This window comes from Novosphingobium sp. BW1 (assembly GCF_008107685.1).
Lineage (GTDB): Bacteria > Pseudomonadota > Alphaproteobacteria > Sphingomonadales > Sphingomonadaceae > Novosphingobium.
Genome location: NZ_VIRF01000091.1, coordinates 70,734 through 85,590, shown reverse-complemented (window position 1 = coordinate 85,590; position 14,857 = coordinate 70,734). Strand labels below are relative to the sequence as shown.

Annotated in this window: 8 protein-coding genes; 5 read left to right on the top strand and 3 right to left on the bottom strand. The window is 59.9% G+C overall.

Features of this window, described 5'->3' with window-relative positions:
* Nucleotides 1–855, top strand: an 855-nt coding sequence (locus FMM79_RS19285; protein ID WP_240339315.1) for an AAA family ATPase, incomplete at its 5' end; no start/stop codon positions are given.
* A 235-nt stretch (nucleotides 856–1,090) separates the two neighbouring features.
* On the opposite strand, the gene FMM79_RS19280 is transcribed toward FMM79_RS19285, so the two are convergent.
* From FMM79_RS19280 to FMM79_RS19270, 3 genes are read right to left on the bottom strand one after another with little or no spacing between them, the layout of a single operon-like run.
* Complete coding sequence (locus tag FMM79_RS19280; protein WP_148629113.1) at nucleotides 1,091–3,322, bottom strand: DEAD/DEAH box helicase; 2,232 nt, start codon at nucleotides 3,320–3,322, stop codon at nucleotides 1,091–1,093.
* Complete coding sequence (locus tag FMM79_RS19275) at nucleotides 3,288–4,571, bottom strand: ATP-binding protein (protein WP_148629111.1); 1,284 nt, start codon at nucleotides 4,569–4,571, stop codon at nucleotides 3,288–3,290. Before FMM79_RS19275 ends, FMM79_RS19280 begins: the two co-directional genes overlap by 35 nt.
* Nucleotides 4,568–6,766, bottom strand: a complete 2,199-nt coding sequence (locus tag FMM79_RS19270; protein WP_162528561.1) for a TerB N-terminal domain-containing protein — start codon at nucleotides 6,764–6,766, stop codon at nucleotides 4,568–4,570. Before FMM79_RS19270 ends, FMM79_RS19275 begins: the two co-directional genes overlap by 4 nt.
* A 377-nt stretch (nucleotides 6,767–7,143) precedes the next feature.
* Here FMM79_RS19270 and zorA point away from each other — a divergent pair, with 377 nt between their 5' ends.
* From zorA to FMM79_RS19250, 4 genes are read left to right on the top strand one after another with little or no spacing between them, the layout of a single operon-like run.
* Entirely contained in the window at nucleotides 7,144–9,126 is a 1,983-nt protein-coding gene (gene zorA, locus FMM79_RS19265; RefSeq protein ID WP_162528560.1) for an anti-phage ZorAB system protein ZorA, read from the top strand.
* Nucleotides 9,127–9,131: 5 nt separating this feature from the next.
* On the top strand, nucleotides 9,132–9,842 hold the full coding sequence (locus FMM79_RS19260) for an OmpA family protein (protein WP_148629106.1): 711 nt from the start codon (nucleotides 9,132–9,134) through the stop codon (nucleotides 9,840–9,842).
* An 8-nt stretch (nucleotides 9,843–9,850) separates the two neighbouring features.
* Nucleotides 9,851–11,503 carry an EH signature domain-containing protein gene (locus FMM79_RS19255; RefSeq protein WP_162528559.1) on the top strand — a complete coding sequence of 551 codons (1,653 nt, stop codon included), beginning with the start codon at nucleotides 9,851–9,853 and terminating at the stop codon, nucleotides 11,501–11,503.
* The gene (locus FMM79_RS19250; RefSeq protein WP_162528558.1) at nucleotides 11,485–14,724 is read left to right on the top strand and encodes a DEAD/DEAH box helicase; all 3,240 of its coding nucleotides are present in this window, start codon (nucleotides 11,485–11,487) and stop codon (nucleotides 14,722–14,724) included. Before FMM79_RS19255 ends, FMM79_RS19250 begins: the two co-directional genes overlap by 19 nt.
* Nucleotides 14,725–14,857 lie beyond the last annotated feature (133 nt).

The window sequence follows — 14,857 nt, the reverse complement described above, 5'->3', positions numbered from 1 at the left end:
CTTCTGATAGAGTTCCACTCTCTTCATCCTCCACCCCCGCCCAAAAACGGAGGTCTAGCAGGACTGGCCCCTTTTTATCCCGGGGATGCCCGCCGACGACTGGCCCCTTTTATTGCCGGTGTTCTCACCGCGATCGCGATATCCTACTTTCTATCGTCCATCGAGGCAGACAACCGGAAGCTGAAGGACGTCATCGTGGTCGTCGACGATCCAGTATCGAGCCTGGACACGAAGGCGTTGAATTTCGCGTGCTCCCTCGTGAGGACCCGCCTCGAAAAAGCCGCTCAGGTATTCATCCTCACCCACAACCTGCAGTGCATGAACGAGTTCAGGAAGGCTTGGAAAGGCCGGGCTCGTCCTCCGGCTGGCAAAGACCCGACGGCGACGTTCCTCTTCATCGACGTGACGATCCCGGAAGGGCAAGCCCGTCGGTCCTCGACGATCATCGAGATGTCGAAGCTGCTCCGCGAGTACGATTCCGAATACCACTTCCTCTTCAGCCATGTGCTCAGGTTTGTGGAGCAGCCCGACGCTTACGACGACCATGGTTACATGATTCCCAACGTGATCCGACGGGTGCTCGACGTGTTCCTAGCTTTCAAGTGTCCAGGCGGCGGTGGGCTGCCCGGACAGCTCGACAAGCTGTGCGCCGACTACCCCGAGCTGGACCGGGAACAACTGGCCGCTCTCGAGCGGCTCGCCCAGGTCGAATCCCACTCTGACAACATTGACGACTTGCTATCCTTCTCGACTATGACGCTGGAGGAAACGAGGGGAGCGGCGGTCGCGCTCTTCGACGCGATCGAGAAAGTCGATTCTAAGCACCTTGAGCGGCTGAAGAGCCTCTGTCACTAAAGGCAAAACGAGGAACCTCGGAAAGGAACCTCGTTGTCGACGCCCCGGGGTAATGCATCGAGGTGGCAGCCGTCGACAGAGCAGGAGCAATTTGCGGCTTTCCGCTTCGGAGCGCCATTCAAAGAAAACTGCCACTCAAACCACCTTGCACGGCCCCTGTCGGGTATGGCAGTCGGCCTCGCGTTCACACCACTTTCGAGTGCAGTTGGCGATCAGTTGTCGATCGATAATCCTGTCAGAATGTGACCGACCTCCGCAATTCGTTTAGTATCGAGGTTACAGCACCTTGGTGTTTTGCATTGCGGACAGCCCAAAGGCGACGGAGCAAAATCTCGTCCACAAAATCGTCAAGCTTTGCAGTTCTCAGACTAAGGACAAATTCCGAAAGATCGTCCATTGACGGGCAGTCCCCTGCCTGCTGGAGAACGGCCGTCAATTCCTCGGGAGTCGTATCTATGGCGGTAACGCCTAAGTCGTGGACCTCGACCTCCAGGCCCGCGCTCATGAGGACAATCGAGAGTACCGAGTTGAGCGCCGTTCCGCGCCAGCTGACGACATGCGTGTCTCTGGCAGCCGGGATCAATGCGGTTCGGTCGAGAGCCAAGTTGCGATAGGCGGTTCGCCCTTGTTCCAGAAAATCGCGACTGGTTGCATCCAGGTAGGCAGGGATCTCGCTGTCGGATAGCACCTCTCGCATTGTTGCGGTGAGCCGATCATGCAACTGTTCGTTTGCTGGCCGATCAAAGCGCGGAAGCTTGCCGGATCGATGGGGCACTACCTCCAGCACCTTCGCCCGATCGTCTACGGCTTCAACCCGCCACCGGCGACCGGCGAAGCCGACCAATGATCCGATGCCAAGGACATTGGTGAGCGGTACCGTTCCCAGAGTCCGTCCCGCCGAAACGAGCCGCCATTCCTCGTCGGTACTGAATACAGCGTAGAAGTCCCGACCCTGAACAAGCCTCTCTCCCTCCTGGCCGAGCATGAGGATGCCGTCCGGGGATTGCTCGAGCAGGCCGACGTCCTGTCGTCCCGCACCACGCAGAAGGTCAGCATAGTAGGAAGGAGCGAAGGCGAGATAGCTGTCCCGCCCAAAGAGAAGCTTGTGTGCAGCGGCGGGCCGAACGCCTCCTCCGGATGCGATCAGCGAGAGCGTCTGGTGAAGCGCTACTGTGGCGAGCGAGGAGTCTTCGGTGGATGGCTCCACCCAGTTTTGCTGAAGGAGGCGCACACAGGCAACCGCGCGGACAGTTTCGAGGCGAAGCTTGTCTAGGGGATCGGAATCCGGATCAAGATGGCGCTCGCGGACGTAGATCCGAAGTACTGCGGGACTGCCGCGACGGCCACTTCGACCCAGGCGCTGCTTCAGGCCGGCGAGGGACCTAGGCGCTCCGACCTGAGCTACGGACTGCACGCTACCGAGATCGATGCCGAGCTCCAGCGTCGTCGTCGCGACTGCTGTCGTTGGCTGGTCACCTGCCTTGAGGCGTGTTTCCAGTGTTTCGCGCAGTTCCTTGGATAGGCTGCCGTGATGGGGAAAGAATTCCTCTGGCACTCTTTCCTTTTCCGACCTCTCGCGAAGGCGGTCTGCAAGTGCCTCGACGGTCCGGCGGGATGCGGCGAATACGAGATTGTTTGATCCGCGAAGGTTTGCGAAGATATGATTGGCTATGCGGCTGAGCGCATCGTTCGCCCCGTCATCTGCGATATCGTCCACGCCAGAGCCCTCAGGCGGTTCTTCGTAGCCGCGGATCTGCAGCCTAACGCCTGGGCCGCTCTGCGGTGCGCGTAGCACCGCGACGGTCTCAGGGCTTACTGCATCCATCCAACGACAGGCGGCGTCCGCGTCACCCAACGTGGCGGAAAGGCCCACCCGCCGTGGTCGCGCGCCAGTGATCCTGTCTACCCGGCGTAGGAGCGATGCAAGGTGCAGACCCCGAGGTCCCTGGAGGAAGGCGTGGAGCTCGTCTACAATGATCCCTTGAACCCCAAGGAAAAGCTTCGTGGCTTCAGCAGGTCGCCGCAGCAGCAGGGCCTCGATGGACTCTGGCGTAATCAATGCCAGACCTGCCGGGTTTCGAAGGAGCCGAGCCTTCGCCCCTTGCGGTGCATCGCCATGCCAGCGGGTGATTGGCATGTCCAAGCGGTCACACAAGGGCTCAAGGCGCCGGAACTGGTCGTTGATCAGCGCCTTGAGCGGGCTGATGTAAAGTAGGCGTAGGCCACCACCAGACAGATTTGCTGCTTGGGTGAGAAGCGGGAGGAAGGCGGCCTCAGTCTTGCCCGAAGCCGTGCCGGCCATGATGATTACGTCGGAACTTGATCCCAGGATGCAGCGGATGGCCATGTCCTGGATTTCGCGCAGACCGGTCCATCCCTCATCGCGTACCCAACGGCGGATTTCGGGATGGAGGCGGTCGTAGGACGATGTCTCAGATGCGGAGATCGACAAGCTCGTCGTCCGCATCTGGTTCTTCCGGCTCTTCCATGTCTGGCGAGACCGCTCCTATGAGCTCGTGCCACTCCGTTCCGGGGTTCTGCTCGAGAACGGACAGGAGCTGGACGAAGGCCTTGATCGTGTTACGGGGCGTTCGGAAGTAGGCTTCGCCGATCCGCCTGTTGCAGTGCTCCATGAACGCGGTCTTCGCCTCGTCCGGGACGAGGAAAGCCGAGGCGTCGCCCAGTGCGAAGACCGATCTGATGTTCCCAAGCAGTACCAGCAGGTCCTCGGGCGAAAGGTTCTGGAGCCTGATCACCGGTCCGCTGAGGTCGATCCGTCCCTCTATTGCGAAGCTGTTCTCTTCAAGGCGGGACTGGAGGGCCTTGTAACTGTAGAGACCCCGCCGGCTGTCGAGCAGGAATTCAGGCGTCCCGCCAAACACGAAGCCGAGTCCCTCGACATTTCCCTGAAGGACATCGTTGAGCATCCTCAAAAGCTGTTCGTAGTTCTGATTGCGGGCTTGGGAGCTCTGGAGCTTGTAGAGGTTCACCATCTCGTCGAAGACGACTAGGAGGCCTGCGTAACCAGCAATCCGCACAAAGGCAGAGAGTAGCTTGAAGGTGTCGTAGATGTCCGCATCGTCAATAATGCTGCGGACGGAAAGAGCCTGACGCGCCTCCGTCTTGGTAGGATATTCAGCTCTAAGCCAGCGCAGCGCCGCAGCCTTGAGGCCATCGTCGCCATCCTCGTGGGCTCGCCAGTAAGTCTTGAGGACCGTTGAAAAGTCATGGCCACCAAGCATATCCAGTAGCGGGGCAAGCCGTCGGTCGATGACGCGTTCAACGGGGGATCCAGCATCCTCTGCCTCCCTGACGCATTCCGTGACAAAGCGTTCGACGATGCTCGGGAGGGCACCGCCCTCTGGCTTTGTGCGCGTTGCCATGTTCCGCACCGCCTCCGCGTAGAGGCCGCGTGCCTGCCCAGCCGTCGCATGAAGCCTGCGATCTGGAGCAAGATCGGCGTGAATCGTCACGCACTTCCTCTCTAGGGCGATAAGCCGAACGAGGTTCAGGAAGAAGGTCTTTCCCGCACCATACTCCCCAATTACGAAGCGAATGGCCGAGCCCGCATCGGCGATGCGGTCGATGTCGCGGACCAGCGCGCCGACCTCCTGCGAACGTCCCACCTGTATGTGCTGCAGGCCAACCCGCGGAACGACGCCGGCGGAAAGGGCCTGAATGATAAGATCCCGGTCCTTGCGTCGAATTGAGGTCAAGCGGCAACTCCTATTGGTTCAAGTTGGTCAATCACATCTGGTGAAATGCGCACGTTGTCGTCATCCTCAACGATGGGCTCTCCAAGAGTGTCAAAGCCCCACTCGTTAAGCGTTTCGATGGCACCGTCCGGCATAAGGCGAAGTTCTGCAGCGGCGGCGTCGAACTCGGACCGTGGCATCGGATCGGAGAGGAGGCGCAGCAGCAGGTCGGAATGTGGCCCGTCGAGGCCCGCGAACGCCGATGTGGTCGGGTTCGCCTTGGGCGGAGGTGCAGGGGTGTAATCCGGTTGCTCCTCGACGAAAATCGCAGCGAGCATCGCAGACACCTGTCTAGTCTCGCCCCGGATCCTCTCGAGCCTGGCACCGTCGATGGCCACTCCCGATGGGGTGGGCTCAATTGGCAGGGGCACCAGATGCTCAGCTGTGGCGGGCAGCACCTCTACTGGTCCGACATCCTCGCCGCTACGATGTAGGGCGGAGTAGAGTGCGCTTGCGGGTAACCCAAGCGCTACGTGGAGCTCCTCGAGAAACCGTACCTCGTCGGGAATGACCCGGCCGTCCGCGAGCACAGCTTCGACAGCTGACGCTGCTAGGGCAGCCCTGCTCTCAGGTGCGACATCCGCCAACTTCTTGAGGGCTGCGCGCACCTTCGGCGGATCTGCCGCAAGTGCTTTTGCGCATGCTAGCAGTCGGACCACCTCCTCCTCCTTGAGATCGGACGTCGCGCGCAGGCGGCGCTCGATGGCATCCATCTCGGAAGATACGACAGTGCCATCCGAAACGGCAGCCAATGTCGCAACCTCGACCATTACGCGCGCAGCAGCGTAGGCCGAGCGGTCTGAATCCACAGGGCCACCGAGGCTCGCGTCGAATAGGGCGATGCGAGCATCGGCGCGGAGGGTAGCTGCTGGACCGTAACGGCGATCAGGCTCGAAACCCAAATCCAAGGCGTCGAGCGCCACGCCCATTTGCCTGACCAAGTTGGCAGGAAGTTTTTCCGTACCTGGCTCGATCTCGAAATCCAGGGCCTGTGCCACATCGCTGGCCATTACAAAGCCGCCAGCTACCGCTTTATCGAGAACACTGCGGCAGGCTGCGAACGAGGATCGTCCGGGGTGTAGCTCCAGTGGGAGCAGGAGGTCGCCACGCAATCTGCCACGAGCGTCAGGGTCGCGCCCCAGCAGACGGCTGTAGGCTGAGAGATCTTCGATGCAGCCGTCAAGAATAGTGCGGAGGCCATTGAGCGGTGCCCGTGTCCCAGAGATGTCAGGAAGTTCCATTTCGATCGATCGGAAGAACGTGTTGCTCGCAGCCTGATACTGGGAGCGGATCTTTGACTTGGGCCGACGGACTCGCAGGCCTTCCGGATTGCGGGCTGCGAAACGAACGCGCCAAAGTTCGAGCAGTTCATCAAAGCATCGTTGGCCCGGCGTCCGAAGGTAGACGTCCGGTAGCGATAGCACCCAGAGGATACAGTCATCGGCGTTGAACGGCTGGCCTTCCTCGATGCGCCGACCAAGCCGTACTCTGACATTGAGGGGGAGTTCCATCTCGTAGTTCCGAGACGGTGCGGAAGCAATTGGCTCGTCCCTATCCTCATCATAGAGGCAGGCTAGCGCCAAGAGCCGGGAAGCGTAGGATGCGAACGAGTAGTTTTCACCATAGATCTCAAGGAGGCGCCGGATCTCCGCAAAGATTGTCGATGCCTCGTCCTTGGCGTCATCGACCAGCAGCCGCTGCTCAAGGCCGTAGAAGAACACGAACACATATCCGATCGGGATGTCGGGGTTCGTCCTGCCGCCCTCCAGCCATTCCAGATAAGTCCAGCGGGCACGGGGTTCGAGGCCATCGTAACTTTGCCAATAGGTGAGGGTGGCCCCCGTTGGATCGCCTTCAGGGTTGATCGGCAGCAAGGGATCGATTCTGCTCTTGTCATGCTTGGGGTCGTACCGGGCAGGAGTACCATAGTAGACCATGTCAAGTTTCGCGGATCTGGAACCGATTTGGAGCGTCGTCGCCGTGGCTAACCAGCAGGCTGGTGCGCGCGGCCCCATCGAAATAGCACGAGCGGGTGCAGAAGTAATAGGCTTTGGCGCGGCAGCGATCGGTTTGGCTATCCTTGCCGCATATTCGGATGCCTGCTGGAGATTCGAGAATGAGTATCCGCCACAGAGGTAGCGGCCGTTGGTGCTCAACCTGATGCCCAGTGCTGCAAGATCTCGGTCGGATTGGGCCGGCAGCGCTGAAGCCGTCGTCACGGGCGTCGTTACGGTTGGCTGTGAATCGGAGTGCGTGGGCGAGTTGCCAGACATCATCTCGCCGAAGCGGCGAGCGACTCTAGCGAGCCAACCTTCTGTCTGGGCCATCACATTTCCCCCGTCTTGGCGATAGTGTCCCAACGACATCCAGAATGCCAGAGGCTTACGTCGTCCCAAAATTGGCAGGCAAATTTGAATCGGATGGCGTTAGCCGTAAAATAATAGTCGTAGAATAATACGTGGTAATATCGCAACATGGTACGTCGATCCGTCCCTACATGGGATTCTCGGTAGCAGCTCGACGGCAGGGGGAAATGGACGAGATGGAGTTTTTCGGAATTCCGGTGATACCGGTGTTTGTTTTCTTGATTCTTCTGAGCCTCGGGTTTGCCTTCGTCCGCTACTTCTTCGTTCCGGCGAAGCGGCTTGATACAAGCCTGAAGCAAATCATTGAGACCGTCGAGGCGACGCGGGAGCGCGGTTCACACGACCTTTCAAAGTGCTTCGACCCTGATCCCGCGATCGCCGCCATATGGAACGAATACCAAGAGACGCTCCATGTCCAGAAGGATATCGACACCCAGTCTGGGGAAATGGTCGAAAAGGCGATCCGCTCTACCGTGCCGGCGGAGATGTTCTTCTCTCCTCATGCGGTTGTCGACAACCGGGTCCACGCGGAATTCTTCAAGCACCTGCCGGGCATCTTCACCGGTGTCGGAATCATCGGCACATTTACGGGCCTGCTCACCGGGCTTAGTTCATTCCAAATTTCAGATGACTCCGGCGTCGTTCGGAACAGCCTGACCGCGTTGCTCCATGGCGTCAGCGAGGCCTTCGTCGTGTCCGCGTTCGCGATCGTGCTTGCAATGCTGACCACTGGGCTCGAGAAATTTCGGCTCAATAGCCTCTACCGCAAAGTGACTCAGCTCGCGCATGAAATCGACGCGACCTACGAGGCTGGCGCTGGCGAGGAGTATCTCGCCCGGCTCGTAAACTCGTCGGAGGAATCGGCAAGCCAGACCCGTATCCTAAAGGATGCCCTAGTATCCGACCTGAAGGAGATCCTGACCGATCTGGCCGTTCGGCAGATCGCTGCAACAGTGCAGAGGTCAAATGAACTTGGCACGACGATAGCCGGGGCTCTTACCGAGGCGCTGAAAGCGCCACTTGACCAAATCGCTGGCGCGGTAGGCCAGGTCAGCCAGGATCAATCGTCGGCCGTTACCAAGCTGCTGACCGACGTACTGGCGAGCTTCAGCGACCGATTGGAGAACATGTTTGGAAGCCAACTCTCCGGTATCGGGGACATGCAACAGCGCACAATCGATGCGATGCAGACAGCTGTTTCTAAACTGCAGGATCTGACGTCCACCGTCGAGGCAGCAGGCACACGGGCTTCCGATACCATGTCCGCTAAGCTTATCGAGGTCGTCCAGGCAGTCGAGGCCAAGCAGGCTGCGATGTCTGACGAGCTTCGGACCGTCATCGACGAGATCAAGTCTTCGACCGGAGAGATGCAGGAGGCGACCCAGAACCGTGTCCAGGATATGCTCACCACCCTCGGTGACACAATGGCTCAGACCATCTCTGCGTTGGAACGACAGGCTGCCGACAGATCGAGGCTGCAGGCGGAGGAAGATGGTCGGCGGGCAGAGGCCGCAGCAGGTCATGTCGGGCAGATGCGGGAAGCGGTGGGAGAAATCTCGAGCAATGTTGACGGTCTTGTCGTGGCGATCCAGGAGATGACGGCAGGCGTTCAGAGCGCGACCCGTGATGCCTTCGCTCGCCTCAACGGGGGCGCGGACACACTCCTTGCGGCCGCCAACAAGTTTGAGAGCTCCGGGCGCGACGTTGTCAGTGGATTCGATCGTATCGCGAACGTCACGACAGGTCTTTCGGAAGCGGCCGGCAGCGTCACTGGTGCGGCTCGCAGTCTCGACTCCGTGGTTTCCGACTACCGTTCAGCGCGCGATGCCGTGGCGGCTATGGTCCAGGATTTGCGCGGCACGGTGGAGAACGCGTCTCGTGAGGCAAGCCTGACAGCGGATGTGCTCAATCGCATCGAGGGTGCCACTCAGAAACTGGTCGCTGCCCAAGCTGAAGCGAATGAATTCCTCGACGAGGTTGCTGAGGTCATCGGCGAATCACACGAGAAGTTCTCCGAAGGCATGCGCAGCACGGTCGTTGAGGCAAACCGGCAGTTTCACTCCGAGCTCACGCAAGCCACCGGCCTTCTCAAGGAAGCGATCCAAGAACTGGAGTTCGCTCTCCCCTCCGGTGGCCGCCAGGCGGCATGATCTGAATGTTCCAGCGCGTTTCAATGGGGCATCGTGGTCGCGAGGAGGGCGAGAAGCCTTTTTGGATCTCGTTCGCCGACTTGATGACTGCCCTAATGGTCCTCTTCCTCCTCGTCATGAGCGTGGCTCTTCTCGCGGTGACGCGGACGATCACACAGCGCGACCAGCTCGAGGCGGAGCGACAGGCGGAGATCGTCAAGCTTCTCAATCGCATTGATAAAGCAGCCAAGAAGCAAGGCATCCGCGTTGATCGCAATCGCAAGGTGATCGACTTTGGCGATCGTGCGCGGTTCGATTCCGCGAGCAACTCGCTCAGTCCGGAACAGGAACGGCTCCTGAGGTCGTTCGTCCCAGAGGTTCTCGCCATCGCACGCGACAAGGGCGGGCAGCGCTGGCTCAAGCGGATCGTGGTCGAGGGTTTCACGGATCGCCGCGGAAGTTACCTCTACAACCTGAATCTCAGCCTACAGCGCAGCCAGCGTGTGCTGTGCGCGTTGATGGCCAGACCCCAGGGAGGTGAACGACCGATGGATCGGCGCGAGCTCGAAGAGATCCGGAGACTGTTCCTTGTCGGCGGCTATTCATCGAATTCCGCAAAGGCGTCCCTCGATGCAAGTCGACGCATCGAGTTGCGGCTGGAGTTTTTTGGCGTCGACGAACCTACATCCGTCCCAGTGAATGCATTCGAAGGCGAATTCGGTACATGCGCCCTCTGAGCCCTCGCATGATCAGACTTCAGGAGCGCTTGGCGGTTGCCGCCAGCGCGGCATTTCGCGACATGCCTGAACCGGAACTGCGCGTTCTGAAGGGACACGTTAAGTCCCTTCAGGCGATGCTCGGCGGCGCTGGTGCGGGCTCTGGCGTCTCAAACGATCGCATCCAAGCGGAGGTCTTGAAGTTCCGAGAAACCGGGAAGCTTCATAATGTCCGGTCAGCGCGATTGGTATGCTGGGGGACACGTCTGGGCGACCGGACCCAACCGCCCCTCATCGAGGACGGAGACCGTTTCAAGCCGCTTCTGGCGGAGGTCGATGGCTTTCGAATAATGCCCAGACCCTATCGACGGTGCTGGCGGGGACTGCTCGACGGATATGTGAACTACGATCCAGGAAATGCCCAAGGTAACGGCGACCACAATTGGCGGCTGCTAAGGGAGTATCTCAACGACAATCTCCCTGTGCTCGAACGTGCTGGGCAGACGCCGGACTGGCTCGACACGATCGATGAACATTCAAACCTTCTCACCGACGATCCCTGCACGCGCTATGGCGCGGAGTTGCTGACCGGAGAAGGTGATCCGCTAGAGGTTTTACGCCGCGAGCTTTCCGCTGGCGATTCATCGTGGATTGGAAAAAGGATATTCGAGGCACAGATCGACGCTGCAGTCAGGTTCGACGACGGAAAGGTCCGTGATGTTCTCCCGCGGGTTATCACTCTCATCGGCGAACATGACGTGCTCGCCGATCGGGGGCTCGCCCGTGTTCTGGACAGGTATGCCGATTGCTCGTCGATCGAGGTTGAACCGGCGCTTTGCGAGACCTCCGTTGGCAGATGGGGGAATCCGTGGCTGGAAAGGAACGACACACAGTGGACGCGCGTCCGTCCGGACACGCGCAAGATGGTGTCGTCTTGGCACAAGCTCCGGCTCATCGAGGACTTCTTCAATCTGCTCTCGGCCGATGGCATCAACGATCAACGACGCATCAATTTCTGGAAGCGCCATGTTGACCAGATCACCGACATGCACTTCGCATTGGGCGACGCCGCCTATCGTGACCCGCGCCCCGGCTTCAAAACTCTCCGGCAGATGATGAAGGGCCGTTTGTTGAGCCTCACGAGTGGAGGCGTATCGAGCAACAATGCGTTCATTATGCGCATCGGTGGCCACGTCTTTGTAGAGTTCGGCGAGGAGGGCAATGCGATGTTCGCCTTTGACGCTGCCAAGCTGCCGTTCGATCTCTCGAAGCACCAGGTGGCTGGCAACAAGTCCGCGCTCAAGCATCCCAGCAATGTGGCGCGCATCATCCACAAGGATGGTGTAGGTGAACGCTGGGAGCGCAAGGCCGATCGTCTCATCTCACGCCTCTCCGCGGCGCCCGCGCGCACCTCTTCAGCGGCTTCCTACAGCGCTCGTCCGTCCTCGACGAGCGCACCAAGTTCTCCACCGGCACGCTCGGCGCCGACTTTCAGGCGGCCCGTCAGCGATGCGGAGCTCTTCGCCTTCTTCGCTAAGCACGGGATCAAGTCCGCTGACTCTCGTGACAAGGGGGGCTCGCTGTGGGCTTATGCCCCACGCTTCGGTCCAGCTACTTCTGAACTGACGCAGCGCAACTTCGCCTGGGCCGAGCGGCGCGGCGCTTGGTATCTCCGTTCATGATCTGGGGTAGGAAGCCGGCCAAGCCGGTCGTTGAGGAAACGCTCAAGCCGTCGGTCCTCGTCGAGGATGGCGGTCTTTTGCTGATGTGCGGCAGTGGGGAGACGCCCAAGCGGAAAGCTGCGGTCGCGCTTCTGGACCAGTTGGTGGACGAGGGCCTCGCTGAACGACTGGACGATGGCTATCGCTTGAATTGGCTGCAACTGTACGCAATGTTGGAGGACGATGACGCGGCGAACGAGCTGGCGATACTCGACCTTCCGCCATTCACATCTGCTGTGCCGCGCATCGTCAGCAGGAAATCCCTGACGGACCGGGACTTTACAGTAGCCATAGACGGTTGGCTCGACGGCGATCGGCGTCCGCTTTCGAGTGTGAGGCTACGAGGAGGTGTTCTGGACGTCGATGATGACTTCCGGCTCGTTTCACCCAGCGTGTGGGCGCTCATCGAGTGCATCCGTCGGTTTGCGCGTCGCTCAGAAGGTGATCGGGACGAAGCCAATCAGCGGAGGACTTGGGGCGAAATCCGCCAACTTGCTCTCGCTGCAGGCGCAACTCTTGACGATTTTCTCTACCGAACCGTAGTCCTCACGCCGGATCGATTGCAAATGGCGTTGCGTCGGTCCGAAGACTTGGGTCTCGTCGAAGTCGAGCCTTGGTTTGAGGGTGCGCCCGCAGACTGGTTGGATGTCTTTGACCGCTCGGCCCAGGTGCGAGACCGATATGATCTGACGACGCCGGACGGGATCATCCAGGTCATGATCTCCCCGGAAGTCGGTACGGTTCTTAAAGAGGTGAAGCGCATGCCCGGTCGGCGCGTGGCCGGCGAGCGTGCTCAGGCGTTTCTCCTCAATCCCATCGCGGCATTGGGACCTGACGCTGCCGCTGTCGTGGACGAGGATCAATTCGAGAAGGCCAAGCAGCAGGCAGACATTGTATTCGAGCGCTTCGCAGCCGTGACACCTGAAACGCATGGAGAAGGTGCACTGGGACTGCTCATCACTAGCGGGACCGGCGACACGCTCGAGACGCGAGAAGTCGCGCTCGAGGAAGCCGATGTGACCGAGTTCGTCGAAGGTGTCGAAGGAAACCTGGAGCGCGGTCTGCAACTGTTTGCATGGGACGAATACGAGTTCGAACTGGATGGCGACAGCCGGCTGCACTGCGATGCGTTGCGCCGGGCGCTTGGCCATAGGGAAAGCGGTGTCATCACGCATGGACAGATCTACGATCTTTCAGGTTACTCGGAGCGCGTGGAGGGTATCGGTCAGGAGAAGTCCTTCTACTCCCCGCACATCGCCAAGCGCGACGAAGGAGACGGGTGGTTTCCCGAAAACCTCGTGCCGATGATCGGCTGGGCCGATCCAGAGACCGAGCAGCCCTGCATCCTGCCGCTTACCGATGAGCTGTCCGCAGAGCTTCGCGAAGGCCTCGAGACAGCCAAGTTGACCGGGGCCTCCTCCGTTCCGTTGACCGGCTGCCCGACGCCGATCCCGGTGCGTGAGGCAGAGGCGATCGTCTCGACCTTCGGGCAGGTTCGTGACCAGTCGGCGAAGGGCACGTTCAAGCCGGACACGCCCATCCGTCGCGGCAAGAAGCCGACCTTGATCCTGAAGAGCAACATCGGCCAGGTGGACTACAAGGAGGAGCGACTGGCAGCGCTCGCCGAAAAACCCTCTCCAGCCCGACTGCCATCCGGACTCCGCCTCGGCGTTGCGCTAAAGCAGCACCAGCTTGAGGGTCTTGCATGGATGCAGCACCTTCTTGCGCTTGCCCCCGACAAATGCAGGGGGGCGCTACTGGCGGACGATATGGGTCTTGGAAAGACGCTTCAAATCCTCAGCCTCGTCGCGCGGGCGAGGGAAGATGATCGTGACACACCGCCCGCTCTAGTCGTCGCGCCGCTTTCACTTCTGGAGAATTGGAAGGAAGAGGCGGAAAAGTTCCTCGAGCCCGGTACTCTGAAGATCCTCATGGCTTATGGGGAGGGGCTTGCTGGTCTGAGGGTCGAACGGTCGTCGGTTGATGAGCAATTGCGCCGCGAGGGGCTGGTGCGCTTCCTTCGCCCGGACTGGCGTGGGGAGGCAGACCTCGTCCTCACTACCTACGAGACGCTTCGTGACCTCGAATTCTCGTTCGCGCGCGAGAAATGGTCGGTGATGGTCTGCGATGAGGCCCAGAAAATAAAAAACCCCAACGCAGCCATGACGCGTGCGGCCAAGAAGCAGCAGGCGAGGTTTCGCATCGCCTGTACCGGGACGCCGGTCGAGAACAGCCTTGTGGACCTGTGGTGCCTGTTCGACTTCGTGCAGCCTGGTCTTCTCGGCGCCCTGAACGAGTTCGGGGCGACATATCGTCGTCCCATTGAGGCAAAGAGCGACGATGATCGGCTCAAGGTGGAGGAGCTTCGTGGTGTGATAACCCCGCAGTTGCTGCGCCGCATGAAGGCCGATGTCGCGACCGACCTAAAGGACAAGCGCATTGATGAGGAGAGCCGCAGTCTCACGATGAGCCCGTTCCAGCGCGGCCTCTATGTTGGGGCAATTGACGCTTTCCGGCGATCTGGCGCTGCGCCGGGCAGCCATCTTGCACTTCTGCACAAGCTCCGGCTCCTATGTTCCGATCCTGATGAATCTGCCGGTGGGACGCTCGATGCGATAGAGAGCTACCGGACGCGTTCGCCCAAGCTTGACTGGCTCCTTGATACGCTTGACGTCATCCGCAGCCGCGGCGAAAAAGCCATAGTATTCTGCGAGTTCAAGGCGATCCAGCGCCTCATCCGCCACTACGTCAGGGAGGCTTTCGGCATTCCGGTCGACATCATTAATGGTGAAACGACCGCTGTGGCGAGCAGCATCGACAGCAGGCAAAAGAGGATCCATGCCTTCCAGCAGCGACCTGGCTTCGGCGTGATCGTCCTATCGCCGGTTGCAGTCGGTTTTGGCGTCAACATGCAGGCCGCCAATCACGTGATCCATTTCACCCGGACATGGAATCCGGCCAAGGAGGACCAGGCCACCGATCGAGCCTACCGCATTGGGCAGACGAGAGATGTCTTCGTCTACTATCCGACGGTGTCGGCCTCCGACTTCAAGACGTTCGACGTCAAGCTGGACGAACTGCTTGAGCGGAAACGCGCACTGGCTAGCGATATGTTGAACGGCAGCGGTGACATAGGTTTTCGTGACTTTGATGTGGATGAGCTTAGGCCAGTTGGCAGCTGACATCGTGTCCAAAAAGTCTTGTCAGAGTTCATCGTTTCACGATTTCGATCTATGCGCTGGGTTCTTCCGAGGGGATCAGGGCCGGCGTCTCTCTTTCCAGCCGCTTCGCAAAACCTCGCTGTATTGCTTCGTC